Source organism: Micromonospora sp. C51 (assembly GCF_018070435.1).
Classification (GTDB): Bacteria; Actinomycetota; Actinomycetes; order Mycobacteriales; family Micromonosporaceae; genus Micromonospora; species Micromonospora sediminimaris.
Genome location: NZ_JAGPXQ010000034.1, coordinates 1 through 23,649, shown reverse-complemented (window position 1 = coordinate 23,649; position 23,649 = coordinate 1). Strand labels below are relative to the sequence as shown.

The 23,649-nt window shown below is 71.5% G+C and carries 25 protein-coding genes; 12 read left to right on the top strand and 13 right to left on the bottom strand.

The features are described from left to right. Positions 1 to 23: 23 nt before the first annotated feature. The 5 genes from KBX50_RS25280 to KBX50_RS25260 form a co-directional block, all read right to left on the bottom strand. Entirely contained in the window at positions 24 to 341 is a 318-nt protein-coding gene (locus KBX50_RS25280) for a hypothetical protein (protein WP_210940180.1), read from the bottom strand. 91 nt (positions 342 to 432) lie between these two features. After that, complete coding sequence (locus KBX50_RS25275) at positions 433 to 780, bottom strand: DUF1330 domain-containing protein (protein WP_210940179.1); 348 nt, start codon at positions 778 to 780, stop codon at positions 433 to 435. Positions 781 to 806: 26 nt separating this feature from the next. Continuing rightward, positions 807 to 1,244 (bottom strand): nitroreductase family deazaflavin-dependent oxidoreductase, encoded by a 438-nt coding sequence (locus KBX50_RS25270; RefSeq protein WP_210940178.1) that lies wholly within the window; start codon positions 1,242 to 1,244, stop codon positions 807 to 809. A gap of 90 nt (positions 1,245 to 1,334) precedes the next feature. Then, positions 1,335 to 1,874, bottom strand: coding sequence for a hypothetical protein (locus KBX50_RS25265; protein WP_210940177.1), 540 nt, complete (start codon positions 1,872 to 1,874; stop codon positions 1,335 to 1,337). Positions 1,875 to 2,019: 145 nt separating this feature from the next. After that, positions 2,020 to 2,616, bottom strand: coding sequence for a pentapeptide repeat-containing protein (locus KBX50_RS25260; protein ID WP_210940176.1), 597 nt, complete (start codon positions 2,614 to 2,616; stop codon positions 2,020 to 2,022). Between the two features lie 79 nt (positions 2,617 to 2,695). On the opposite strand from KBX50_RS25260, the gene KBX50_RS25255 reads away from it, so the two are divergent. The 3 genes from KBX50_RS25255 (at position 2,696) to KBX50_RS25245 (ending at position 6,163) form a co-directional block, all read left to right on the top strand. Next, positions 2,696 to 3,922, top strand: coding sequence for a serine hydrolase domain-containing protein (locus KBX50_RS25255; protein WP_247674407.1), 1,227 nt, complete (start codon positions 2,696 to 2,698; stop codon positions 3,920 to 3,922). A gap of 46 nt (positions 3,923 to 3,968) precedes the next feature. Further along, on the top strand, positions 3,969 to 4,613 hold the full coding sequence (locus KBX50_RS25250) for an NAD(P)-dependent oxidoreductase (RefSeq protein ID WP_210940174.1): 645 nt from the start codon (positions 3,969 to 3,971) through the stop codon (positions 4,611 to 4,613). A gap of 107 nt (positions 4,614 to 4,720) precedes the next feature. After that, positions 4,721 to 6,163 carry a M20/M25/M40 family metallo-hydrolase gene (locus tag KBX50_RS25245; protein ID WP_247674399.1) on the top strand — a complete coding sequence of 481 codons (1,443 nt, stop codon included), beginning with the start codon at positions 4,721 to 4,723 and terminating at the stop codon, positions 6,161 to 6,163. Positions 6,164 to 6,203: 40 nt separating this feature from the next. Here KBX50_RS25245 and KBX50_RS25240 read toward each other — a convergent pair whose 3' ends face one another. Then, positions 6,204 to 6,668, bottom strand: coding sequence for a PPOX class F420-dependent oxidoreductase (locus KBX50_RS25240; protein ID WP_093401943.1), 465 nt, complete (start codon positions 6,666 to 6,668; stop codon positions 6,204 to 6,206). 19 nt (positions 6,669 to 6,687) lie between these two features. Beyond that, positions 6,688 to 7,317, bottom strand: coding sequence for a DUF6642 family protein (locus tag KBX50_RS25235; RefSeq protein WP_210940212.1), 630 nt, complete (start codon positions 7,315 to 7,317; stop codon positions 6,688 to 6,690). Positions 7,318 to 7,619: 302 nt separating this feature from the next. On the opposite strand from KBX50_RS25235, the gene KBX50_RS25230 reads away from it, so the two are divergent. After that, entirely contained in the window at positions 7,620 to 8,408 is a 789-nt protein-coding gene (locus KBX50_RS25230; RefSeq protein WP_210940173.1) for a D-Ala-D-Ala carboxypeptidase family metallohydrolase, read from the top strand. 91 nt (positions 8,409 to 8,499) lie between these two features. Here the strand turns inward: KBX50_RS25230 and KBX50_RS25225 are convergent, their stop codons facing one another. The 3 genes from KBX50_RS25225 to KBX50_RS25215 all read right to left on the bottom strand — a co-directional run bounded on the left by KBX50_RS25225 (position 8,500) and on the right by KBX50_RS25215 (position 11,047). After that, positions 8,500 to 9,033, bottom strand: coding sequence for a hypothetical protein (locus tag KBX50_RS25225; RefSeq protein WP_210940172.1), 534 nt, complete (start codon positions 9,031 to 9,033; stop codon positions 8,500 to 8,502). Between the two features lie 92 nt (positions 9,034 to 9,125). Beyond that, the gene (locus KBX50_RS25220) at positions 9,126 to 9,806 is read right to left on the bottom strand and encodes a response regulator transcription factor (RefSeq protein WP_210940211.1); all 681 of its coding nucleotides are present in this window, start codon (positions 9,804 to 9,806) and stop codon (positions 9,126 to 9,128) included. After that, positions 9,803 to 11,047: a sensor histidine kinase gene (locus KBX50_RS25215; protein WP_210940171.1), complete on the bottom strand. Its 1,245-nt coding sequence runs from the start codon at positions 11,045 to 11,047 to the stop codon at positions 9,803 to 9,805. Before KBX50_RS25215 ends, KBX50_RS25220 begins: the two co-directional genes overlap by 4 nt. Positions 11,048 to 11,179: 132 nt before the next feature. Between KBX50_RS25215 and KBX50_RS25210 the strand changes: the two genes are divergently transcribed. From KBX50_RS25210 to KBX50_RS25200, 3 genes are read left to right on the top strand one after another with little or no spacing between them, the layout of a single operon-like run. Beyond that, on the top strand, positions 11,180 to 12,109 hold the full coding sequence (locus KBX50_RS25210; protein WP_210940170.1) for an ABC transporter ATP-binding protein: 930 nt from the start codon (positions 11,180 to 11,182) through the stop codon (positions 12,107 to 12,109). After that, positions 12,106 to 12,897, top strand: a complete 792-nt coding sequence (locus KBX50_RS25205) for an ABC transporter permease (protein ID WP_210940169.1) — start codon at positions 12,106 to 12,108, stop codon at positions 12,895 to 12,897. Before KBX50_RS25210 ends, KBX50_RS25205 begins: the two co-directional genes overlap by 4 nt. Continuing rightward, on the top strand, positions 12,894 to 13,595 hold the full coding sequence (locus KBX50_RS25200) for a hypothetical protein (protein ID WP_210940168.1): 702 nt from the start codon (positions 12,894 to 12,896) through the stop codon (positions 13,593 to 13,595). Before KBX50_RS25205 ends, KBX50_RS25200 begins: the two co-directional genes overlap by 4 nt. Positions 13,596 to 13,707: 112 nt before the next feature. Here the strand turns inward: KBX50_RS25200 and KBX50_RS25195 are convergent, their stop codons facing one another. Then, positions 13,708 to 15,180: a serine hydrolase gene (locus tag KBX50_RS25195; protein WP_210940167.1), complete on the bottom strand. Its 1,473-nt coding sequence runs from the start codon at positions 15,178 to 15,180 to the stop codon at positions 13,708 to 13,710. Between the two features lie 111 nt (positions 15,181 to 15,291). Continuing rightward, the gene (locus KBX50_RS25190; RefSeq protein WP_247674398.1) at positions 15,292 to 15,792 is read right to left on the bottom strand and encodes a helix-turn-helix transcriptional regulator; all 501 of its coding nucleotides are present in this window, start codon (positions 15,790 to 15,792) and stop codon (positions 15,292 to 15,294) included. Positions 15,793 to 15,892: 100 nt separating this feature from the next. Between KBX50_RS25190 and KBX50_RS25185 the strand changes: the two genes are divergently transcribed. Beyond that, positions 15,893 to 16,825: a ParA family protein gene (locus KBX50_RS25185; RefSeq protein WP_210940166.1), complete on the top strand. Its 933-nt coding sequence runs from the start codon at positions 15,893 to 15,895 to the stop codon at positions 16,823 to 16,825. Between the two features lie 76 nt (positions 16,826 to 16,901). Beyond that, positions 16,902 to 17,129, top strand: a complete 228-nt coding sequence (locus KBX50_RS25180; RefSeq protein WP_210940165.1) for a Rho termination factor N-terminal domain-containing protein — start codon at positions 16,902 to 16,904, stop codon at positions 17,127 to 17,129. 11 nt (positions 17,130 to 17,140) lie between these two features. On the opposite strand, the gene KBX50_RS25175 is transcribed toward KBX50_RS25180, so the two are convergent. After that, positions 17,141 to 20,308, bottom strand: coding sequence for an NACHT domain-containing NTPase (locus KBX50_RS25175; protein ID WP_210940164.1), 3,168 nt, complete (start codon positions 20,306 to 20,308; stop codon positions 17,141 to 17,143). Positions 20,309 to 20,503: 195 nt separating this feature from the next. On the opposite strand from KBX50_RS25175, the gene KBX50_RS25170 reads away from it, so the two are divergent. The 3 genes from KBX50_RS25170 (at position 20,504) to KBX50_RS25160 (ending at position 23,636) form a co-directional block, all read left to right on the top strand. Then, the gene (locus KBX50_RS25170; protein ID WP_210940163.1) at positions 20,504 to 21,490 is read left to right on the top strand and encodes an aldo/keto reductase; all 987 of its coding nucleotides are present in this window, start codon (positions 20,504 to 20,506) and stop codon (positions 21,488 to 21,490) included. Between the two features lie 275 nt (positions 21,491 to 21,765). After that, positions 21,766 to 22,782, top strand: coding sequence for an ATP-binding cassette domain-containing protein (locus tag KBX50_RS25165; RefSeq protein ID WP_210940162.1), 1,017 nt, complete (start codon positions 21,766 to 21,768; stop codon positions 22,780 to 22,782). Then, complete coding sequence (locus tag KBX50_RS25160; RefSeq protein ID WP_210940161.1) at positions 22,779 to 23,636, top strand: ABC transporter permease; 858 nt, start codon at positions 22,779 to 22,781, stop codon at positions 23,634 to 23,636. Before KBX50_RS25165 ends, KBX50_RS25160 begins: the two co-directional genes overlap by 4 nt. Positions 23,637 to 23,649: the final 13 nt, after the last annotated feature.

Genomic DNA, 23,649 nt, shown 5'->3' with positions numbered 1-23,649 from the left:
CAGGTTACGCCGCCTCGCGTCGGTCAGGCCGGAGGCCGGGACGGCAGCGGGGCAGCGGGATCCCCGCGCTCGATCAACGCGGCGATGTCGGCGTCGTGCAGACCGCGTAGCGCGAGCACCCGGGTGCCCCACCGATGCAATCGGCACGGGTGCGGGCTGGCGTCGTTGCGGCAGACCGTGCCGCCCGACCAGCTTCGTGGCGCGTGCACCACGACAGCCCGCACGGCGAACTGGGCATCCTCGGCGGTCACGTACGGCGGCAGCGGGATCTCCCGCAGCCCCACCCCGGACCGCTCACCGGTGGGCGGAGCGGGACGGACGGTACTGCTGCTGCTGTTCATCGGCCTGGCCTCCACACAGGACGGTCGAACACGGACAGCAGGACGTTACGACCCGGTGGACCCGGAGTGACGGACAAACTGTCCCGTGGGCTCAGCCGGTCGTCGCCTGCGCCCGCAGCGCCGCCGCGGTCCGGCCGGGGTCATAGCCCGGTCCCACCCCGTCGAAGATGATCGCCGAGGCGTCGATGTGACGCGTACGCAGCGGCAGGATCTCCTGGTAGGCCGGCGAGTCGTACCAGGCGTGAGCCTGCTGCCGGTCGGGAAACTCGAGGATGACCACGCTGCCCGGCCACTCTCCCTCGCGTACGTCCACCTCCGGGCCGTGCACCACGAACCGGCCGCCGTAAGGCTCCAGCGTGGCCTGGATCCGCTCCAGGTAGGTCAGAATATCCTCGTTGACCTGCGGGTTCCGCAGGTGTGCCAACGCGAAAGCGGGCATCGTTCGTCCTCCCCGGGGTCGTCTCGTCAGTCGCGTTCAAGCAGTACCACCGGGATGTCCCGGTCGGTCTTCGCCTGGTAGTCGTCGTAGGCCGGCCAGATGGCGGTCATCACCGGCCACAGCCGCGCCTTCTCCTCCGCCGTGGCCACCCGCGCCCGGGCCGTGAACCGGTCAGCGCCGACCTGCACCTCGACCTGCGGCTCGGCCAGCAGGTTGAGATACCACGCCGGGTGCTGCGGGGCTCCACCCTGGGAGGCGACCACCGCGTACGCGTCGCCGGACCGGCCGTAGATCAGCGCGGTGCGCCGCAGTGCGCCACTGCGCCGGCCACGAGTGGTCAGCAGCAGCGTGAAGACGCCCGGCCGCCACTCGTGACCGTCGGCGCCATCGGTCTCGACGTAGCGGTTGATGTGCTCGGCCACCCAGTTCGTGGGGCTGTCCAGCACCCCTTCGCCCGTGGTCATCCTGTCCTCCCGGTCGTGTGGGACGGTCGCCGACCAGGCTACTGCCGAAGCGGGCCGCCGGCCGGGCAACGACCGGCCGGCGGCCCGCTCTCAACCAAGCGCTGCGGTGAGCCGGGCGATCTGTGCTGCCTCCGTGAGCGTGCTGCCCTGACCGCGGACGTACCGCACAGTGCAGAAGAGCGTCACCCGGTAGCCGCCGACGATTGCCGCGACGGTGGTGCCATCGCAGTCCGGGCCGCCGGAGAGCCGCATCGTCACGAGTTCCCGGGCCTCGGCTGCCGCGTCCGTGAGGTTGCTGCCGAAGCTGTTGGTGTACGACCCCGGGCAGTAGATCGACACGTCGAACCCGCCCACCAGGGAGTCGATGAGCGAGCCCCGGCAGCTCACGCCGTAGGTGAGGTAGAGCTGGTACAGACGCAACGCCTCCAGGTTCGCGTCGGTCAGCGTACGGCCGAAGCCATGGATGTATCCCGCCTCGTCACAGCGGAGAGTGACCCGATAGCCCCCCACGATCGCCTGTGACGACGAGGTCGAGCAACTGGCTGCCGCCGCAGCCGGCCCCACCGGTACCACCACCGCGACCACGGTCAGCACTGCCGCGACGAGCGCGGCCTGAACGGTACGGATCATCGGACGCCAATCCTCCATGAGTCGGGGTCGATGTACGGACGGCCAGGCGATACCGGCTGTCTCACCCATTAGAGGCGTCGAAAGCCGAGACACCGAGACTGATTCGCATAGACGACAGAGAATTCATGTCTTCGCCACGACGGCTTCAGCCCCGGACATCGAAGCCCAGGGCCTGGGCCAGCGTCGCCGCCTGCATCACGTCGATGACCGCCCCGACGCGGTGCACCACCGTCGGATCCAACCCGGCCAGGTCACTGCCGCGCAGGTCCGCACCGGAGAGCCGGGCGCCGCGCCACTGCACGTCGGACAGGTCGCACCCGGTCAGCGACGCGCCCGTCAGGTCGGCCCCGGACAGGTCGGTCTCCCGCATCCGTACGCCGCTGAACCGCGTGCCGCGCAGATCGCCGCCGGCGAGGGTGAGGAACGACCAGTCACCTCCGGTCACCGTCAACGGCCGCAGGTCACAGCGGTCGAAGGTGCTGCCCAGCAGCTTGCAGCCGGTGAACTCCGCCTCGAAGAGGTTGCACCGGATGAAGACGCACCGGGTGAAGGCCGAGTCGGCGTGCCGGGAGACGTTGAACGTCACGTCGCCGAAGGTGCAGCCCTCGAAGACCGCGCCCCGACTGGTCGCCTCGGTGAGATCCACCCGGTGGAAGGTGCAGTTGACGAAGTGCCGGTCGGTCAGCTCCTCGGCGTACCAGTCCTCGTCGTGGAAGGTGACGTCCTCGGTCGGCTCCGGCATGTCCCGCAGGCTAACCAGTGACCCCGACAACATGCCTTCCCCGCCCCGCGTACCGGCCGGTAGGTTCGCTGGGGTGAGCATGGCACCCAGCATCGAGCCGGAGCAGGTCGGATTCGACCCGACGCGGCTGGCCCGGATCGACGAACACTTCGCCAGCTACGTCGACGCCGGCCGGCTCGCCGGCTGGCAGGCGGTGGTCACCCGGCGCGGCGAGATCGCGCACAGCTCGACGTACGGGCTGCGGGACCGCGAGGCGGGCACGCCGGTGCAGCCGGACACCCTCTGGCGGATCTACTCGATGACCAAGCCGATCACCTCGGTCGCGGCGATGATGCTCTGGGAGGAGGGCCGCTTCGAGCTGACCGACGAGATCGGGCGCTGGCTGCCCGAGTTCGCCGACATGCGGGTCTACTCCAAGGGCTCGACGCTCAAGCCGTACACCGTGCCGGCGATCGAGCCGATCCGGATCTGGCACCTGCTCACCCACACCGCCGGGTTGACCTACGGCTTCATGCAGACGTCGGTGGTCGACGGGTTGTACCGGGCCGCCGGCTACGACCTCTACCCACCGGCCGAGGTCGACCTGGCCGACGCCTGCCGGGTCTTCGGTGAGCTGCCGTTGCTGTTCCAGCCCGGTACCGCCTGGGGCTACTCGGTCGCCACCGACGTGCTCGGCCGGCTGATCGAGGTGGTCTCCGGGCAGAGCCTGGACACCTTCCTGACCGAACGGATCCTGCGTCCGCTGGGCATGGGCGACACCCGCTGGCACGTCGACGGCGCCGACGCCGACCGGCTGGCCGCCCTGTACGTGCCGGATCCGGCGTCCGGTCGCGCGGTGCGGCACGACGCGCTGGGCGCGCTGGCGTACGAGAAGCCGGTGCTGCTCTCCGGCGGCGGTGGGCTGATCTCGTCGGCCGCCGACTACCACCGCTTCACCCAACTGCTGCTGCGCGGCGGCGAGCTGGACGGCACGCGTCTGCTCGGCCCCCGGACGGTGCGCTTCATGGCTCGCAACCACCTGCCCGGCGGGCAGGACCTCGGCACGCTGTCCACCGGCGGGTTCGCCGAGACCAACCTGGACGGCATCGGGTTCGGTCTCGGCTTCGCGGTCGTCGACGACCCGGTGCCGAGCCGGGTGCCGAGCAGCGTCGGCGAGTACTACTGGGGCGGCGTGGCCAGCACCGCGTTCTGGGTCGACCCGGTCGAGGAGATCACCGCCATGTTCTTCACCCAGCTGATGCCGTCGAGCACCTGGCCCATCCGGCCGCAGCTACGCCAGCTGGTCTACTCGGCGCTCGTCGACTGAGCCGTTCCGCCGACACCCACCCGACCGAATCCCTAGCCTGGGAGGCGTGGTCAACATCGTCGTGTTCGGTGCGGCCGGCACCGCGGGCTCCCGGATCGTCAGGGAGGCGTTCAACCGAGGTCACCGGGTGGTGGCTGCGGTACGCCGCCCGGAGGCGGACGCGTCGTACCTGCCGGCCGGGGTTCGGGTCGTCACCGGTGACGCGACAAGTGAGCGCAGTGTGCGGGAGTTGGCGCCGGAGGCGGACGCGCTGGTGGTGGCGATCGGCGGCGGCGACCGTACGCTCTGGCCCGACGCGGCGCGGACCCTGCTCGCCGCGTTACGCGGAATGCCGGCGGCACCTCGGGTGATCCACATCGGCGGCGGCGCCACCCTGCTCAACCCGGCGGGTAACCGGCTGCTGGACGACCCGGACTTTCCCGACGAGTACCGCGACTCCGCGTTGGGGCAGGCGGAGGCCCTGGACCTGTACCGCTCCTCGGCCGACGGGGTGACCTGGACGTACGTCAGCCCGCCACCGCTGGAGTTCCACCCGGGCGAGCGGACCGGCCGGTACCGCACCGGCACCGACCAGCCGGTGACCGACGCGCAGGGACGCAGCGTGCTCAGCTACGAGGACCTGGCGGTCGCGGTGGTCGACGAGATCGAGAACCGGCGCTTCCGGAACATGCGCTTCACCGCCGGGTACTGATCTCTGATCTTGAGCGACGGCAGCCCGACGGATAGATTCGAGTCTCTGTGACCCGCACGTCACACCCCTGACGCGCGGGTCGGACCTCGAATCAGGAGGACGCCGTCTTGGCCTCGCTCGACGACACCGTGACAACCCCGCACGAATCGTCCCGCACCACCGGATCAGGTTCGCTCAACCGGCGACGGATGTTGACCGTCGCCCTCGGTGGCGCCGCCGCCGTGACGCTGCCCGCCCCTGCCTGGGCCGCCACCGACCGGCGTCCGGGCGCGCACCGGCCCCCGACCCTCACCCCCCACGACCGGATCGTCGCCGCGCAACTGTCGGCGAAGCGCGCCCTGCAACACCTGAAGGTGCTCTCCGAGGACATCGGCCCTCGCATCGGCGGCACCGACTCGGAGCGCCGGGCGGCGCACTACATCGCCGGCCAGCTCGACCGGCTGCGCTACGACACCACGCTGCAGCCCTTCCCGGTCGCCGACAAGTTCCTCGCCCAGCTCAGCTCGCCGGCGGGGCTGCCTCGGGACCTGAACTGGCAGGTCGGCGCGAGCGGACAGGCCGCGTTGGACACCAGGGTGACCGCGCCCGTGGTCGATGTCGGCGCGGGTACGCCCGGCGACTACCCGGCCGACGTCAGTGGCCGGATCGTACTTGTGGACTATGTCGCGGCCCAGCGCGAACAGCTCGCCGCCACCGCCGTGGCGGCCGGGGCGGCAGCCGTGGTCTTCCTGCCGGCCGACCTGGTGGCACCCCGTCGCGCGTCGGCGTTCTCTCCCACCCTGCCCGGCTCCGCCGCCGCGCCGCTGCCGATCCCGGTCGTCGGGGTGGCGCAGGCGCAGAAGCACCGGCTACGTGCGTTGCTGGCCGCCGGGCCGCTCACCCTGACCGTCGCCACCACCGCACACCGAGGGTTGACCTCGCACAATGTGTTGGGTGAGCGACGCGGCCGGGCCGGCCGCAACGGTCCGGTCGTGATGGTCAGCGCCCACTACGACTCGGTCATCGGCGCGCCGGGCGCCAACGACGACGGCTCGGGCACCGTGCTCTGCCTGGAACTGGCCCGGGTGTTGAAGGCGGTGCCGATCAACGCCACGGTGCGGTTCGCCCTGTGGGGCTCGGAGGAGCAGGGGTTGATCGGTTCGCGCTACTACGTGGCTCAACTGCCGCAGCCCGAGCGGGACCGGATCCTCGCCGTGTACCAGAACGACATGGTCGCCACCAGCTGGGACCCGGCGACCCGGTACTGGCTGTTGTCGTTCACCGGCGAGAGCAACCGAGCCACCGACGAGGTCTCCGCCGCCGCCCGGCGGCTCGGCTACGAGCCGCGGATCTCGCCGGTGACCCAGCGCGGCGCCAGCGACCACCAGTCGTTCCAGGAGGTCGGCATCGCCAGCGCGAACTTCTCCTGGCGTGGCGAGGAGTCACCGGCGTTGCTGGAGCCGCCGTACCACAGCCCCGAGGACACCATCGCCAAGAACATCAGCCTGGAACGGCTCCAGGTGTCGATGGAACTGATCGGCTGCGCCGCGTACGCGACGGCTCGGCGCTGAACCCGGGCGGGGCGCGGCACTTCGCCGCGCCCCGCGCGGGTCAGTCGGCCAGTCGGGCCGGAAAGCCGCCGGTCGCCACCGGCCCCCACCCGGTGATGGTGATCCTGATCAGCGACTTGCCCTGCCGCCGCATCGCCGCCCGGTACTCGTCCCAGTCCGGATGCTCGCCGGAGATGCTGCGGAAGTACTCCACCAGCGGTTCGAGGGCTTCGGGCAGGTCCAGCACCTCGGCGGTGCCGTCGACCTGCACCCACGGGCCGTTCCAGTCGTCGGAGAGCACACAGGCCGACACGCGGGGGTCGCGGCGGACGTTGGCGACCTTCGCGCGCTCCGGATAGCTGGAGATCACCAGCCGGCCCTCGGTGTCCAACCCGGCGGCGACCGGCGAGGACTGCGGCCGGCCGTCGGCGCGGGTGGTCATCAGCACCACCCGGTGCCGGGGGCGGAGAAACTCGACAAGTTCGTCCCGGTCGACCCGGGTGTTACGAGCGATCATGCGTGCCATCGCTCGTTTCTACCAGCACTCAGGCGTGCTGACCGGCGGACGGCTGGCTGGGTACGCGGGGGCGCAGCGACGGTCGCCAGGCCCGGCCGTTGGCGTAGATGATCCGGAAGCCCAGGTACGAGGCGAGCGGTGCCCAGTGCGCCGAGCCCATCCGCAGCTCGGCGGCGTTGTGCCGGCGGCCGTTGGCGAGCACGTCGAGCAGGACGGTCTCGAACGCCGCTGACTCGACCCAGTCGACCTCGCGGGTGAAGCCGCAGATCAATGCGGCGCCGGTGACGGCGAGAAAGTCCCGCAGCACCGGCTCGGGGGCGCGCAGCACCGAACAGCTGCCGAAGTAGAGACGGCGCCCCTCGCAGCGTCCGGCCATCAGGTCGGCCACCTCGGTGAGTTCGACCGAGTGCCAGTCGGTGAGGCACAACCGGTTGGGTTCGCCGTGCATGGCGAAGAAGCCGAGCCGATGGTCGGCGTACTGCTTCAGCAGCCAGCGGTCAATGAAGTAGAACAGCTCGTCCCGGGTGGCCGCGTCCTTGTGAATGAAGCGGACCTTGCCCAGCCGTTCGAGCAGTTCCAGGGTGGGCAGCACGGACCCGCGCTCGTTGAGATCCCGGTGCCACTGGCCCTCGACGCAGAAGATGCCACCACGCGCCACGCCCACCTCCCCGTCCTCGCCGGCGCTGACGTTACCGGGCCGGCCGGCCCGGAGAACATCACCCTCCGTGTCATCGGTTGCGGCATTCCGCACTGAAATGGCTTCTCTACCGCCCCTCAGTACCGATTGCCGGATTCACAAATGGGCCCAATTCCCAGCCAATGCCCAGGTACGACGAATTGCGAGGACAATTCTCGTTTATCCCCTCCAATCGGCTGCTCCGGTGCGAGGGTGGATCCACGGGACAGCCCGGTCGAAGTCCCGGAGGCCATCCCATTCACTCTCCTATCGGGAGGACTTCTGTGCGCGTACACACCTTGAAACGGGCAGTCGTCGCCCTCGCCCTGGCCCTGCCGGGCGCCGCGATCGCCTCGGTGGTCGCCGCGCCAGCGGCCCATGCCGACGGTTGCTACACCTGGGACCGCAACCTCTACCAGGGGCGCTCCGGCAGCGACGTGCGTGAGCTGCAACTACGGATAGCCGGTTGGGCCGGCAACAACAACGTCGTGGAGCTGGACGGACGGTTCGGTCCCAAGACCGCCGCCGCGGTTCGCCGCTTCCAGTCCGCGTACGGCCTCCGGGTCGACGGGATCGCCGGCCCGGAAACCTTCCGGAAGCTGTACCAGCTCCAGGACAACAACTGCACGCCCCGGCACTTCGCCTACCGCGAGATGGACGACGGCTGCGGCGGCAGCGGATGGGACGGCGGCCCGCTGAGCACCACCCAGACGCAGCAGAACGCGCTGCGCACCATGTGGAAGCTGGAGGCGCTGCGCAAGAGCCTCGGCGACCAACCGCTGATCGTCACCAGCGGGTTCCGCAGCCGCACCTGCAACAACCGGGTGGGCGGGGCGTCGGACAGCCAGCACCTCTACGGCAACGCCGCCGACCTCATCTCGAACGACAGGTCGCTGTGCCAGATCGCCCGCCAGGCCCGCAACCACGGCTTCAGCGGCATCATCGGGCCCGGCGTCTCCGGCCACAACACCCACGTCCACGTGGACTCGCGGCGGGAGAACAACCGGGACCGCAGCGCGAACAACACCTACTGGGCGGCGCCCAACTGCGGAATCCCCGCCGGGAACCGCTGATCGCAGGATGCATCGCGACGCCGGCCCGGGCGCGGGCGGGGAATGACCCCGCGCTCCGGGCCGGCGTCGTACCGCCGGCAGGCGAGCCCGCTCAGCTCGCCCGCGGCCAGCGCGGCGCGGTGGCGGGGGGTGCCACCGGCCGGCCGGAGCCGGGCGCCCGCACACCGGTACGCCCAACCGGCGCGGTCACCCGGGGCGCCGGGCCACGCGCCGGGTATCCGGCGGCGCGGTCGGGCCGCCCGGGATGCCCGGCGGCCCGCGGCGGGTAACCGGCGGCCCGGTCGGTGCCCGCCGGACGCGCGGCGGGGGTACGTCCCGCCGACGGCCCGTTGATCAGGAACGGGAACGGCACGTGCACGAACGGATTGCCGTGCCGGATGAGGGCGTCGAGCTGTCGCTCGTTGAGCCCGTGGTTCAGCAGTACCTGCCGACCCCAACGATGCAGCCGGCAGGGGAACCGGGCACCATCGTTGCGGCACAGCGCCCCGGACGGCCACTCCTCGGCCGCGTGCACGACCACCGCCCGGACGGCCAGCCGGACGTCCTCGGGGGTCAACGGCGTCGGGACCGGCAACTCGCCCAGAATCTGATCGATGGGATCCGTCGACTGCTCATCAACTCGCACGGCAGACCTCCCGCAGCTCCGGTAGCGGTGCGCTTGAGCACCGCACCTCGGGCAGTGGTACGGCCACCGAGGCGGGATGGTTCAAACCGTTCTCAGACCAGCCCGGCGTCGTGTACGAGCAGGGCCACCTGCACCCGGTTGTTGAGTCCGAGGCGGGTCAGCAGCCGGGAGACGTACGCCTTGACGGTGGCCACGCTCATGAACAGCTCGGCGGCGATCTCGGCGTTGGTGCGCCCCCGGCCAAGCGCCACGGCAACGGCGCGTTCCCGCTCGGTCAGGCCCCCGATCAGCCGCGCGGCCCGGTCCCGCCGGGGGTCTGCCGCCGGTCCGGCCGTGACGTGCTCGATGAGGGTCCGGGTGACCGTCGGCGACAGGGTCGCCTCGCCGGCCGCCACCCGGCGCACCGCCCGCACGATTTCCACCGGTGGCGTGTCCTTCAGCAGGAACCCGCCGGCACCGGCCCGCAGCGCCCGCAGCACGTGCTCGTCGGCGTCGAACGTGGTGAGCACGAGCACCTCCGGCGGGTGGGGCAGCCCGCGCAGCGTCTCGGTGGCGGCCAGCCCGTCCAGCCGGGGCATCCGGATGTCCATCAGCACCACGTCCGGCCGGCACGCGGCGACGGCCCGGACGACCTCGCTTCCGTCGGCCGCCTCGCCGACCACCTTCAGGTCGGGCGTACCGCCGAGGATCATCGACAGACCGGCACGTACCAGCGCGTCATCGTCCACGATCAGGATCCGCACCGGGCGGTCCTCGCCCGCCGGGTCGGTCATGCCGCCGGCCACGGCAACCACGCGGCCAACCGGAAGTCACCCTGGTCGTCGCAGCCGTGCTCCAACCTCCCACCGGCGAGACTGACCCGCTCGGCGATGCCGACCAGGCCGGTGCCGGTGCCGGGGATGGTCGTCCCGGGCAACTCACCCACCGGCCTGCGGTTACGGATCTCCACGCGCAGCCCGTCACCTGGCGCTCCGTTGAGGCCGACGGTGACGGCGGCGCCGTGGGCGTGCTTGCGGGCGTTGGTGAGCCCCTCCTGCACGATGCGGTAGACGCTGCGCCCCACGGCCACCGGCAGCCGGTCCGGCGCGGAGACCCGATCCCGCAGGTCGACGCGGGTTCCGGCGGCCCGGGACTCGGCGATCAGGGCGGGTAGATCGTCGAGAGTCGGTTGGGGGCGTTCCGGGTCGTCGGGCAGCGAGGTCTCGGCCCGCAGCACGCCGATCACCTCGCGCAGGTCCTGAAGGGCGGCGTGCGCGCTGTCCCGGATCACCCCGGCCGCCCGGGCCACCTCCGGGGCGGGCGCGTCGGGGCGGAACTCCAACGCCCCGGCGTGCAGGCTGAGCAGTGAGATGCGGTGGGCGAGCACGTCGTGCATCTCCCGGGCGATGCGGGTGCGCTCCAACTGCCGCGCCTGGGCGACCCGCAGCTGCTGCTCGGCCTCGGCCCGCTCGGCGCGCTCCCGCAACGACAGCACCAGTTGCCGGCGCGCCCGCACGAACATCCCCCAGGCCAGCACCAGCAGGGTGATCACCACGCCCCAGATGGTGTCTATCCAGTACGGGCTGCCGGGATTGGGACGCAGCAGGGCGAAGAAGAAGTTGGTGACGAGCCCGGCTCCGGTGACGGCCAGGGCGACCGCCGTCCGACGGTGCACCACCACCGTGAAGTAGATGATCAATAAAGCGATGCCGCTGGCGATGGAGAACATCGCCAGCGGCAGCGTCGCCAGGGCCAGCCCCACCGGCCAGCGGCGCCGCCACCAGAGCGCCGCCGTGCAGAGCTGGCCGACGAGGGCGTCGGCCGCGATCATCCAGTCGTGGGGCAGCCGGTCGGCGAAGGTCGGGTTCGGGGAGGCGGCGTCGAAGGTGGCCAGCACCACCCAGGCCAGGGAGACCAGGAACGCGAGGCTGTCGACCAGCCAGTCGCGGGGAGTCCGCCGCGGTCGGCGGCCCGCCCCAGGGTCCAGCGCCCCGGGCAGCAGACCCGGGTGATCGAGTACGACGGCGCTGGTCACAGGCGCAATGGTAGGCAGCCGGTCGGGCACCGGACCAGCTACCAAAGTCGAGACCTGAGCATCGACCTTGGTCTGCGCGGGGCAGACCGATGGCCGCTGCGGATGGCCGGCCGGCTCGGACAGGCTCGCCGCATGATCGCCGTACATCAGCTCACCAAACGTTACGGGCGGCACACCGCCGTCGAGGACGTGTCGTTCCACTGCGAACCGGGCACGGTCACCGGTTTCCTGGGCCCCAACGGGGCCGGAAAGTCCACCACCATGCGCATGATCTGCGGGCTCACCCCGCCGACCGCCGGCACCGCCACCGTCGACGGTCGGCCGTACCGGCAGCTGCCCAACCCGGGTCGTACGGTCGGGGTGCTGCTGGACGCCTCCGCCCAGCACGCCGGGCGGACCGGCCGGGAGGCACTGGCCGTGGCGGCGTCGACGATGGGCGTCGACCGACGCCGGGTCGGCGAGCTGCTCGACCGGGTGGGGCTGGGCTCGACGGCGGCCCGACGCCGGGTGCGGGCGTACTCGCTGGGTATGCGTCAGCGACTCGGCCTCGCGCACGCCTTGCTGGGCGACCCCCGGGTGCTCGTCCTGGACGAGCCGGCCAACGGCCTGGACCCGGAGGGCATCTTCTGGATGCGCGGCCTGCTGCGCGACTTCGCCGACCGGGGCGGCACCGTGCTGCTCTCCTCTCACCTGCTGCGCGAGGTGGAGGCGGTCGCGGACCGGCTGGTGGTTATCGGGGGCGGCCGGATCGTGGCCCAGGGTGACAAGGACGAGCTGCTGGCCGGCGACGGCGCGGTCGTGCGGGCCCGCGACGGTGCGGCCTTGCGGGCCGCAATGGACCGGGCCGGCCTGACGGTCAGTGAGGGCTCCGAAGGGCTGCTGGTCGGCGCCGACACCGAGGCCGTCGGGCAGGTCGCCCTGGCCGCCGGGGTGGCCCTCACCGAGCTGCGTCCGGCCGGCGGCGGTCTGGAGCAGTTGTTCCTCACCCTGACCGCCACCGCACCCGGCCCGGTCGTGCCCGCCGCCACCATCGCCGAACCGACCGGGGAGGTCGTCAGATGACCACCGTCACCACCGCGCCCGAGACCGCCGCCGCGGCTCACCGCCGGGCCGAGCACCGACCGTCGCTGGCCCGGCTGACCGTCGTGGAGCTGCGCAAACTCGTCGACACCCGGGCAGGTCGCTGGCTGCTGATCACCATCGGCCTGGTCAGCGCCGTCATCGTCACCCTCCAACTGGTGTACGCGCCGGACGACGAGCAGACCTTCGCCAACTTCTTCACCCCGTCGCTGGTGCCGGTGGGCTTCCTGCTGCCGGTGCTGGGCATCCTGTCGATCACCAGTGAGTGGTCCCAGCGCACCGCGTTGACCACCTTCGCGCTGGTGCCCCGGCGGGAACGGGTGATCGCGGCGAAGCTCGTCGCGGTGGTGCTGGCCGCGCTGGCGTCGGTGCTGACCAGTCTCGCGGTGGCCGCCGTCGGCACGCTTGTCTCATCGGCAGCCGGCGGTGCGGGAAGCTGGCAGTTCGACCGGATGCTGCTCGTGCACGCCGCCGTGTTCCAGGTCGCCACCGCGCTGATCGGGGCCGGCTTCGGTCTGCTGTTGCTGCACAGCCCGCTGGCCATCGTGGTCTACCTGGTGCTGCCGATCGTGTGGTCCGTCCTGGGCGAGCTGGTCCGGCCGCTGCACCGCGTCGCGGGTTGGCTGGACACCAACCTGACGATGGAGCCGCTGTTCACCGCCGAGGTGACCGCTGGACAATGGCAACGACTCGCGGTGTCGCTGTTGGTGTGGCTGGTCGTGCCGCTGGTCGCCGGGCTGGTCCGGACCATGCGGCGGGAGGTTACGTGAGGGCGTACGGGACACCGACCGTGGTCAGCGGTGGCATCACCGAACTGATCGTGCTCTGGGGCGGCATCCCGCTGGTCGGGGGCGTGCTCGGTGGGTTGCTGGTGGCCGGGGCGGGTTGGGTGGCCGACCTGCCCTGGGCTCCGGTGCAGGGCCTGTTCCGGGCGGTCGACGGCCTGCCCGACCAGTACGCACTACCCGGTGGGGTGGGTGTCGGCGTCCTGGTCGGGCTGGTGATCGCCGCCATCGGCACCGCCGAGCGGGTACGGGTGAGCGTGTCCGGCACCGGGGTGCGGTTGCGTCAGGGCAGCTCCGAGCGGGAGATCGACAGGCGGGACACCCGGGCGGTCTACCTGGACGGCAAGAACCTGGTGCTGCTCGACGCGGACGACGCCGAGCTGGCCCGGCAGTCGAGTGACCTGCCGGCCAAGCAACTGGCCGAAGCCTTCCGGGAGCACGGCTGGCCGTGGGCGGAGGCGGATCCGCACCGCGAGGCGTACCGGCTCTGGGTGCCTGACCTGCCCGGCCTGCCGGCGGGCGCGGATGCGCTGCTGCGGGCCCGCCGGGAGGCGCTGGAACACGATCGGGGCGGCGAGGCCAAGGAGATGCGCGCCGAACTGTCCCGCTACGGCGTGGTGGTCCGCGACGACGGAAAACGGCAGCACTTCCGGCTGACCCGCTCGGCCCGGCCGCCCGCCTGACCCGACGCCGGTGTCGATGCCGGCTCACCAGGCCGTCGGCGGCGAGGCCGAGCGGCCGGCACCGGCCAGGCGGTTCGGCGGCGAGGCCGAGCGGCCGGCACCGGCCAGGCGGTCAGGCGAGCAGGGCGGCGGTCAGTGCCGTGGAGACGCCCTGTGCGCCGGCCGGCGCCACCACCCGCAGCCAGGGCCGGGGTGCGCCGTTGACCGGCAGGTGTCGCCAGCGGTACGCGACCAGGGCCAGCCCGGCGCCGGAGGCCGCCAGACCGAATGGCCAGAGCCAGCCGGGCACGGTCGACCAGTCACCGAGTTGGTGACCCAGAGCCGGGTAGACCAGCGCCCAGACGGCGCCCGACAGCACGGTCAGCCGGTCCGACGCGGTGCGCAGCGCGGTGCCGAGCAGCGACAGCCCACCGATGAAGGTGAACAGCAGCCCGATCCCGACTCCGATCCAGGTGGGCCGGGCCGGCGAGGCGGTGCCGGCCTCCTCGCGGGGAACACCGAGCAGCCGCAGCCCGACGGGCTCGACTCCCATGTCCGTGTTGCCGAGCACCACCACACCCCGGCCGGTGGCCCGGTCGAAGCCGACGTACGAGGAGAAGCCACTGGTGGCACCGTTGTGCCAGGTGATTTCGCGGTCGCCGTAGCGGGTGGTGAGCCAGCCGTACCCGATGCGGGTGCGGTCGGTGTCGTCGAAGCGCGGGTCGCGGGCGTCGACGCCGGGTGCGGTGCCGGCGGCGGTGGCCGCGACGAGTCGCGCGAGATCCTCCACCGTGGACCAGTAACCCAGGCCGGCGGGGGCGTATCCGGTGCCGATCCACGGATCCGGGGTGCGACCACTGCTGATAGTGCCCTCCGCGCGCTCGGCGGGCAGCGCATCCGAGCCGGTGACCTGGATGGTCGCCGTCATGCCCAGCGGGGTCAGCAGTTCCCGGTCGAGCAGCTCGGGATAGCCGAGGCCGGCGTCGGCCGCGAGAGCCTGGCCGAGCACCGCCATGCCGAGATTGGAGTAGCTGACCTCGCCCCGGCCGTCGCCGGGTGTCTGGTTGTTCGCCGCGGCGCGGACCCGGTCGACGTCCTGGCCGGCGTACGGGTTGCCGGCCGCGTAGTTGGCCCAGATCGTACGAACCCAGTCGCTGACCGAGCTGAGCACGATCCGGGGCAGCCCGGAGCGGTGGCTGGCCAGTTCGGCCAGGGTCACCTCCCGGGCGGCACCGGTGATCGCCGGCCAGGTCGCGCCGAGGGTGTCGTCGGGGCGTACCGCGCCCGCGCCGGCCTGGTGGGCCAGCAGCATGCCGGTGAGCACCTTGGGCACCGATCCGATCTCGAACGGGGTGTCCGACTCGACCGGGTTGCCGTCGCGGTCGCGGTCGCCGAGGCCGGCGGTGCGGATCTGACCGTCGTCGATCAGGGCGACGGCGAGCCCACGGTAGCCGCCGGGGTCGTCCACGGCGGCCCGGGTGGCGGCGGCGAGGTCGGCGTCGCCGGTGGTCTGTGCGGCCAGCCGGGGCTCCCGGGGCATGACGCCGAGCCCGACCAGGCCGGCGACCACCCCGGCGACGAGAACGATGACGGGCGTCTTGTGCATGACGTGCTCCTTTCCGTTCCGGCGGAGCCGGGGGTGGGGCCGTGCTGGCGCCTCGATCCGGCTGAGTGATGGCCCGCTGCGGTCCGCGGGCGGGTGGTGGCGGAGGTGCGGTCAACGACCGGCGGCGGTCAGGATGGCCAGCAACGGCACCACCCGCTCGGCGGGGATGGCGTACCGGCCCCGGCCGGCGCTGCGCAGCCAGCCGGCGGCGGTGAGCTGGCGCAGGTGGTGGTGCAGCTGGCCGGTGGTGCCGAGATCTTCGATCCCGGCCAGCTCGGCGGTGCCCTGTCGGCCGCCGAGGATCTCCCGCAACAGGCGCAGGCGTACCGGGTGGGCCAGGGCGGACAGGACGGCCGGCAGGTCGGCCCAGTCGTCGGCCAGCAGGTCCTCGACGCCGCGGCCGTACTGCCAGTCGTAGTGCTGCCCGCCGAGACGGACGGTGCCGGTGTAGAGCACGGCGCCGGCGTTGTCGGCGGGCAGTCGCTGCTTGAGCCCGTCGAGCGCCCAGAAGACCCCCTCCGGCGGCGTCGGGCGGTCCGCGCCGTCGAGCCGCTCCACCAGACCGGCGACCTGTGCCTCCAGCGCCGCCAACCGCTCCTCCACACTCGCCATAATTCGATAGTACGAACTTACGTAGTTACGTGCAAACCGAGGATGATCGACTTTCCGCCGGACGGCCCGCTACCGTCAGTCGTCTTGGGGAGGTACGTCGATGTACGTCGTGTCCGTGATCAACTACAAGGGTGGGGTCGGCAAGACCACGGTGACCGCCAACCTCGGTGCCGAACTGGCCAACCGGGGGATGAAGGTGCTGCTCATCGACCTCGATCCGCAGGCAAGTCTGACCTTCGGCTTCTACGACCCGGACGACTGGCGGGAGCGGCTGCGGGACAGCCGGACCGTGAAGCGGTGGTACGACGGCCTGCGCGAGGGCAGCCCGTCGGTCACCCTCGGTGAACTTGTGGTCTCGCCCGGCCCGGCGAACGCCCGGCTCACCGGCGCCGGCCGGCTCGACCTGATCGCGTCGCATCTGCAACTGGTGGACATCGACCTGGCCCTGGCCCGCAGCGTCGCCGGTGGCGAGGAGTACGACGCCGAACTGTTCCGGGTCCGTGGCTCCCTCGCCGAAGGGTTGCTCGCCGACGGGCTCGACCCGTACGACATGGTGCTGATCGACTGTCCGCCGAACTTCAACGTGGTCACCCAGTCGGCCATCATCGCCAGCGACCACCTGGTCATCCCGGCCCGGGCCGATTACCTGTCCACCCTCGGCATCGACTACCTGCACGGCAATGTGCGGGAACTGGTCGAGCAGTACAACGCCGACGCCCGCCGGTTCGCGACCGTACGCCGACACCAGAAGGTCGCCCCCGGCGTGGCCGGCGTGGTCTTCACGATGATCCAGCTGCTGTCGCAGCAGCCCATCGCCACCCACCAGAGCTACATGGACCAGGTCCGCAACCTGGGACTGCCGGTCTTCCCCACCGCCCTGCGGGAGAACGTCACCCTCTACGCGACGAACACCCCGCGCGGCGTGCCGGTGGTGCTGCGCGACCGCGTCACGGTCCCCGCCGTACGCGACGAACTGCGCCGCCTGGCCACCGAGTTCCTCGACCATCTCCAGCCGGACCGGCAACCGGCATGAGCGAGCGCCAGCGAGCGAATCATCAACTCTGCGCCTTGGTGCCTCATGGCGGTCCGCAGCGCAGCGGAGGGCCGGCATGAGCAACCGGGGCGTGACCGACGCCATCGAGCGGTTGGCGACGATGACCAGTCGTGCCGACGGCACCGCGTACCTCTCCCCCTGGCCGCTCCGCGACCTGCGCGACCTGGCCACGGAGCTGGGATTGCGCGGCGTCGGCGGGCTACGCAAGGCGGACCTGGTCGAGCGGCTGGTCGAGCACACCATCGGCTACCGCCTCACCTCCACCGCGCTGCGCCGCCGCTGACCCGGGACGACTCAGCCGCCGGTCCTCACCGCCTGCCGCGCTCGACCGCTGCCACCGGTGGCCTGACGGCCGATCACGGTCTGTTCGGCGGTACGGGCAGTCGGTGCCCGGTCGAGCAGGGCCCGGTACGGGTTGCGCAACGCCCGTTCCCGAAGGCGGGTCCAGCGGACGAGTACGACGATCGCGCCGACCAGCGCCACACCCGACACGACCGTGTAGATGACGCCGAGCCAACCCACCACGGTGGCGAACGCTACGGGCGCTCCCGCGGCTGCCAGCCCTGTCCCGCTGATCATGAGCACGAGTACGGGTATCCACAACAGGTCGTTGTCGGTCGACATGATCAATCCGGCCACGAAGGACACCGCCAGAGCCACCGTGCAGAGCACCACGACCGCTGCCGCGCCCTCCGGCCCCCATACCCACCAGCCGATCACCGTGCCGAACGAGCGGGTGATAGCGATGCCGACCAGGGTCGCGCCGGCCAGCACCCCGAGCGTCACGGCGACGTTGCGCAGGAAGGTCAGGATCGTGGGTGCCTCCGGCCGCTCGTTGAGCGTCCGCCAGTCCCGTAGGTCGGCGTCGAGGTCGGTGCTGTTCCACAGTCGACCGGCCAGCTCCGTCAGCACCGGTGTGGGCAGGCTGGTCAGCAGCGCCGCCCGCCAGCCGGACATCCGATGCCCCAGCGCCCGCACCGCGATGTCACGTGCCGCCTCGGGCTCCCGCCGGGCCACCAGGTCGAGCATGTCGCGGATCTCGTACGTGCCGAAGGCACCGGAGAGCAGCCGTTCGTAGCTGTGCGCTGTACGGCTCAGCTCCTCGGTCAGCTCCTTGGGCACCTTGCCGGCGTCGAACGCACCGCCCAGCGCGACGAGGCTGATCGCGAGTCGCACGTCCACGGCGCCGAGGTCGCTTGGTGGGTCGTCGGTCGAGTCGAGGATCAGCCAGCCGAGGCGGCCCATCGTCCGGGCCATCGGGGTTCCCGGCTCGAAGGGGGCCCACAGCCAGTCGTGCCACTCCGCCCCCGGTACCCGTCCCGATCGCCGGTCGGTCCGCCTGGTCGCCTCGGCGGCCACTGACGCGGCCTCCGCCGCTGTGGGGTCGAAGGTTCGCAGTTCGTTCGCCACGTCCGGCGCGCCGATCAGGACGGCCAGCCGCCACGCCGCGCGTACGGCGACCTTCCGGTTACTCGCCCACAACTGTTCCGCCAAAGCCACGGCGGCGGCGGGAGTGCCGACGGCGGCCAGGTCGTCGACGGCGGCCACCGAGCCGGCACCGGCCCGGGCCGCGAGGGTCGGGATGGCCAGCTCACCGGTGGCCCGCAACGCGGCACGGGCTGCCGGTACCCGTACCGCCATCTCGCTGAGCAACTCGATCGCCTCGCGGCGGCGGGACTCCGCGAGCACCACCACGGCGTCCTCGGCCACCTGGCCGCCGGAGCGCGCCTGCTGCGCCAGGCTGTCGAACAGCCGCTGACCGAACGGTCCCGGATTGCCGGCCACCGCGCCGAGCGCCGCCAGCACCAGATGCTTGTCGGCGACCGGGGTGCCGAGCAGCCGAACATGGCTGTCCACGATGGTCGAGGCGAGGCTCTCGTCGATCTGCCGGGCCTCGGCGACGCACTCCAGGGCGAGCAGCCTGTCCCGGTCGTCACCGGCGAAGATCTGCCGGACCACGCCGGAGGCGTCGCGGTTGGCCCCGGCGCACCAGAGCTTCACCGTCTCCCGCCACCGGCCCGGGTTCTCCCGGTAGAGCCCGAGCAGCCGCTCGGGATCGTCCGCGAGTTCCACCGCCGCCAGGTACTCCTGCAAGGTCAGGTGGGCGAACTCGTAGAGCAGGTTGTTGTCGTCGATGCGGATCAACAGCCCGCTGCGCTCCACGATCTCGTCGACCATGGGCGGCAGGTGCTCCTCGGCCAGGCGGAACCGGGGCAGGATGCGGGCGAGTTCGGCGTACACCTCCGCCTCGCCGATCACCCGGCGGTCGGTGCCCTGGGACCGGCCACCCTGCGCGGCCAGCGCGATCGCCCGTAACGCCATGAGCTTGTGGCCGGCCTGGTAGCGGGCCAGGTTGCGGTGCCGACCGAGATCCCGGTCCCGGCGGAGCAGGTGCTCGACGGCCTGTTGGTAGAACTCCGCCCGCGAGTTGGTCAACATCGGGCCGGCACCGGCGTCTGCCTCGTACAACGTGCTGATCATCGTGAGCATGAGCGGGCTGCGGGCCAACCTCATCACCGTCGGGCTGGACCGCAGTTCCGCCAACAGTTGCTCCACGATGTGCCGGGGAGCGGCCACCGGCTCGTCGCGCTCCCGTCCGCCCGCGTGCTGCCCCGCGCCCCGTCGTCGGGTGAACCAGAGCCGCAGGAAGCGCCGGATCCCGGCGTCGTCGAAGCCGGCCACCCGGATCTCCCGGTCGAAGACCGGCCGCAGGTCACCGTCGTACACCGCGTCGCGGCAGGTGACCACGACCTGTGTCGTCGGATGGCGCTCGGCGAACTCCTTGATGTCCTCGACGACCGCGCCGCGCCGCTCGGTGACCACCTCGTCGAGCCCATCGAGGAACACACAGAGCCGGCCACTTACCAACGCCACCTCGACGACCTGCTCCGCGTCGGCGACGAGCGGACGGGCGCGGCGATGCCGGCGGCGGCTCCCCGGTTCGTCATCGAGCCGGCCGAGGGCCTCCGCGATCAGTTGCCGGATCGTGCGTCCGTCCCGATTGGACCGGGCCAGCTCCACCAGCACCGGTACCCGCTCGAACCGTTCGGGCTCCGCGGCCCACCGCACCATCGAGTGTCGCAGCAGCATCGACTTGCCCGCCCCCGCCGCACCGAGGATCACGGTCCGTCGGCGGCCCTGGACGTCGCGGTAGACGTCAACCCGCCGGCCGTCCTGTTCGTACTCCAATGGCACGTACACCTCGTCCAGCGTGACCGAGACGTCGCGGAGGAAGCCGAGTTCCATCCGGTTGTAGGTGCGGGCGACCCAGGCGCGGTAGCGCTGCCACTCGTCCGCCCGGATGCCGCGTCGCCGGCCGGCAATCAATCCCCAGAGCCGCGCCAGCAGGGATCTGATCCAGTCGGCGAAGAACTGCTGCACCACCCCGACGAGCACGGCCACCAGGAAGAGGCCCAGTGCCGCGTACTCCAAACCGAAGGGCAGGTCCGGCAGCTGTGGCACGGGACGGCTCCTCTACTCAGTGACATCGGGCAGGAACACACCGTATGGGTGGGGCTGGCGGTGCGCACCGGACTCAGGTGCCACCGTCGATGGACCTTCGGCCAAGCGGACAGGGTCAAGGGGTTGACCTCGAGTGCGCTCGAAGACGCAGGCTGGTGCCGCGTCCACCGGTTCGGGCGCACGAAAGGAGTTCCCATGCGGTACCGCACGATCGGCAGCGACAGGCGTACCCGACGCGAGGTCAGCGTGCTCAGCCTCGGGGCGATGCTGTTCGGCACGAAGACCGACGAAGCCACCGCCTACGCGATCCTCGACCGGTTCGTCGAGGCCGGCGGCACCTTCATCGACACATCGGACAACTACGCGTTCTGGATGACCGGCGGGCAGGGTGGTGAGAGCGAGGAGCTGCTCGGTCGGTGGCGGCGCAGCCGGGGCATCGGCGACGAGATCGTCATCGCCACGAAGCTCGGTGCCCGGCCGCTGGCCCCCGGCACCAGCTACCTGGACAACCCGGAAGGGTTGTCGGCCAAGGTGATCCGGGAGTCCGCCGAGCGCAGCCGGGAACGTCTCGGCATGGACCGGCTGGACCTGCTCTACGCCCACATCGAGGACCACAAGGTGCCGCTGCGGGAGACCGTGGAGGGCTTCGCCGAGCTGGTCGCGGAGGGCACCGTGGGGCTGCTCGGCGCGAGCAACCACCGCACCTGGCGGGTGGAGCGAGCCCGAGCACTGGCCGCGGCGGCCGGTCTGCCCGGGTACGAGGTGCTCCAGTACCACCGCAGCTACCTGCCGGCTCGGCTGGACGGGCCGACCGACCTCGACCCCGACGGCAACGTGGGCGCCGTCGGGGGCGAGCTGCTCAGCTACCTGCGGGCCGAGCCCGGTATGACCCTGGTCTCGTACGGGTCGCTGCTGTGGGGCGCCTACGTCCGCGACGACAAGCCGTTGGGGCCGGAGTACGACCTGCCGAGCGCGCCGGTGCGGCTGGCCGCGCTGCGTGAGGTGGCGGAGCAGACCGGCGCGACGGTCAACCAGGTGGTGCTGGCCTGGCTGATCGACGGCGAGATCCCCACCATCCCGCTGGTGGGAGTCTCCTCGGTGGCGCAGTTGGACGAGAGCCTCGCCGCCGTGGACCTGGAACTGACGCCCGAGCAACGACACCGGCTCGACACCGCCTGGTAACGGGGGCCGGCAGCGCGACGGGTCGCACTGCCGGTGGGTGGTACGCGTACCGGTGCCCTGGGCGTCGAGACGGCCGCCGCTAGATCTGATCTAGCGGCGGCCGTTCGCTGTCTCGCGCCTGTGGGGTGAGCCGACCACTCCCGGCGGCCGGCGTCGTTGTAGCTGGCGGGCGGCCACGGAACGGAGCATTCTGTCGTACCCGTGGGGTGTGGTGGGTCGCCGGGTCGCGGCGGCCCGGCTCATCGGCGTGACGAATGGAAGGAAACTTCGCAATCATGAGTAGACGCACCACCGGCCTCGCCATCGAGGCCGAGGGTCTGACCCGGTCGTTCGGCGAGACCCGAGCGCTCGCCGGCATCGACCTTCAGGTTCCGGCCGGCGCCGTGTACGGGCTGCTCGGTCCGAACGGGGCCGGCAAGACCACCGCCGTACGCGTGCTGGCCACCCTGTTACGCCCGGACGGCGGGCAGGCCCGGGTGTTCGGTCACGACGTGGTCGCCGAGGCCGACGCGGTACGTGCCCGGGTCAGCCTGACCGGCCAGTACGCCTCGGTGGACGAGGACCTGACCGGCACGGAGAATCTCATCCTGTTGGGCCGGCTGCTCGGCCTGCCCAAGTCCGCCGCCCGGCAGCGGGCGGAGCAGTTGCTTACCGCGTTCGGGTTGACCGAGGCGGCCGGACGGCAGGTGAAGAAGTACTCGGGCGGCATGCGGCGACGCATCGACATCGCGGCGAGCATCCTCAACACCCCCGATCTGCTCTTCCTCGACGAGCCGACGACCGGGTTGGATCCCCGCAGCCGTAACCAGGTGTGGGAGATCGTCCGGGCGGTGGTCGCGCACGGCACGACCGTGCTGCTGACCACGCAGTACCTCGACGAGGCCGACAAATTGGCCAGCCGGATCGCGGTGGTCGACCACGGCCGGGTGATCGCGGAGGGCACCCCGGGCGAGTTGAAGTCATCGGTCGGTTCCGGCACGGTCCACCTGCGGCTGCGCAACGCCGACCAGCGCCCCGAGGCCGAACGGCTGTTGCAGGCGACGCTGAGCGTGCCGGTCCAGTTGGAGGCCGACCCGGTGGCGATCACCGCCCGCGTCGGCGGTGACGGCAGCGAACTGGACGCCAGCTCGCAGGCCGCCCGGGCACTGGGCGAGTTGTCCCGGGCCGGGATCGTGGTCGACGACTTCTCCCTCGGCCAGCCGAGCCTGGACGAGGTCTTCCTGGCCCTGACCGACCACCCCGCCGTGCCGGCCACCGACGAGCGGGACGACGAGCTGGAGGCAGCCCGATGAGCAGCGACACCGCCACCTCGACCGGCCGGGCGCCGACCGTCTTCGTACCCTCCTCCGAGGCGCTCGCGACGGTCCTCGCGCCGGGCGCGCGACCGCCCCGGCCGAGCCCGCTGTCGGCGTCGCTCACCTTCAGCTGGCGCGCCCTGCTGAAGATCAAGCACGTGCCGGAGCAACTGTTCGACGTGACCGCGTTCCCGATCATCATGGTGCTGATGTTCACGTACCTGTTCGGTGGCGCGCTCGCCGACAGCCCGCGTGACTACCTGCAGTTCTTCCTGCCGGGCATCATGGTGACAAGCGTCGTGATGATCACCATGTACACCGGTGTCGGGTTGAACACCGACATCGAGAAGGGTGTCTTCGACCGGTTCCGGACACTGCCGGTCTGGCGACCGGCCGCGCTGGTCGGCATGATCGTCGGCGACGTGCTGCGCTACGTCCTCGCCGCGCTGGTGATCCTCGGCGTCGGGTTGGTGCTCGGCTTCCGCCCCGACGGTGGCGTACTCGGCGTCCTCGCCGGGATCGGCCTGCTGGTGGTCTTCTCCTTCGCGTTCTCCTGGGTGTGGACGTTCTTCGGGCTGATCCTGCGCAGCGAGAAGTCGGTGATGGGGGTCAGCATGATGGTGCTGTTCCCGCTGACGTTCCTGAGCAACGTCTTCGTCGACCCGTCCACCATGCCCGGTTGGCTCCAGGCGTTCGTCAAGGCCAACCCGATCACGCACCTGGTCTCGTCGGTACGCGCGGCCATGGCCGGCACCACGGACGCCTCGGCGATGATGTGGATCGTCCTCTGGAGCGCCGCCTTCATCGCGGTCTTCGGCACCCTGACCATGCACCGCTACAACCGCCGCTAACCCACCCCAACCC

Bases quoted from the DNA above. Each gene is read 5' to 3' on its own strand.
- KBX50_RS25280 (WP_210940180.1), bottom strand. From the start codon at position 341: ATGAACAGCAGCAGCAGTACCGTCCGTCCCGCTCCGCCCACCGGTGAG.
- KBX50_RS25275 (WP_210940179.1), bottom strand. From the start codon at position 780: ATGCCCGCTTTCGCGTTGGCACACCTGCGGAACCCGCAGGTCAACGAG.
- KBX50_RS25270 (WP_210940178.1), bottom strand. From the start codon at position 1,244: ATGACCACGGGCGAAGGGGTGCTGGACAGCCCCACGAACTGGGTGGCC.
- KBX50_RS25265 (WP_210940177.1), bottom strand. From the start codon at position 1,874: ATGATCCGTACCGTTCAGGCCGCGCTCGTCGCGGCAGTGCTGACCGTG.
- KBX50_RS25260 (WP_210940176.1), bottom strand. From the start codon at position 2,616: ATGCCGGAGCCGACCGAGGACGTCACCTTCCACGACGAGGACTGGTAC.
- KBX50_RS25255 (WP_247674407.1), top strand. From the start codon at position 2,696: ATGGCACCCAGCATCGAGCCGGAGCAGGTCGGATTCGACCCGACGCGG.
- KBX50_RS25240 (WP_093401943.1), bottom strand. From the start codon at position 6,668: ATGGCACGCATGATCGCTCGTAACACCCGGGTCGACCGGGACGAACTT.
- KBX50_RS25220 (WP_210940211.1), bottom strand. From the start codon at position 9,806: ATGACCGACCCGGCGGGCGAGGACCGCCCGGTGCGGATCCTGATCGTG.
- KBX50_RS25210 (WP_210940170.1), top strand. From the start codon at position 11,180: ATGATCGCCGTACATCAGCTCACCAAACGTTACGGGCGGCACACCGCC.
- KBX50_RS25205 (WP_210940169.1), top strand. From the start codon at position 12,106: ATGACCACCGTCACCACCGCGCCCGAGACCGCCGCCGCGGCTCACCGC.
- KBX50_RS25195 (WP_210940167.1), bottom strand. From the start codon at position 15,180: ATGCACAAGACGCCCGTCATCGTTCTCGTCGCCGGGGTGGTCGCCGGC.
- KBX50_RS25190 (WP_247674398.1), bottom strand. From the start codon at position 15,792: ATGGCGAGTGTGGAGGAGCGGTTGGCGGCGCTGGAGGCACAGGTCGCC.
- KBX50_RS25185 (WP_210940166.1), top strand. From the start codon at position 15,893: ATGTACGTCGTGTCCGTGATCAACTACAAGGGTGGGGTCGGCAAGACC.
- KBX50_RS25180 (WP_210940165.1), top strand. From the start codon at position 16,902: ATGAGCAACCGGGGCGTGACCGACGCCATCGAGCGGTTGGCGACGATG.
- KBX50_RS25170 (WP_210940163.1), top strand. From the start codon at position 20,504: ATGCGGTACCGCACGATCGGCAGCGACAGGCGTACCCGACGCGAGGTC.
- KBX50_RS25165 (WP_210940162.1), top strand. From the start codon at position 21,766: ATGAGTAGACGCACCACCGGCCTCGCCATCGAGGCCGAGGGTCTGACC.
- KBX50_RS25160 (WP_210940161.1), top strand. From the start codon at position 22,779: ATGAGCAGCGACACCGCCACCTCGACCGGCCGGGCGCCGACCGTCTTC.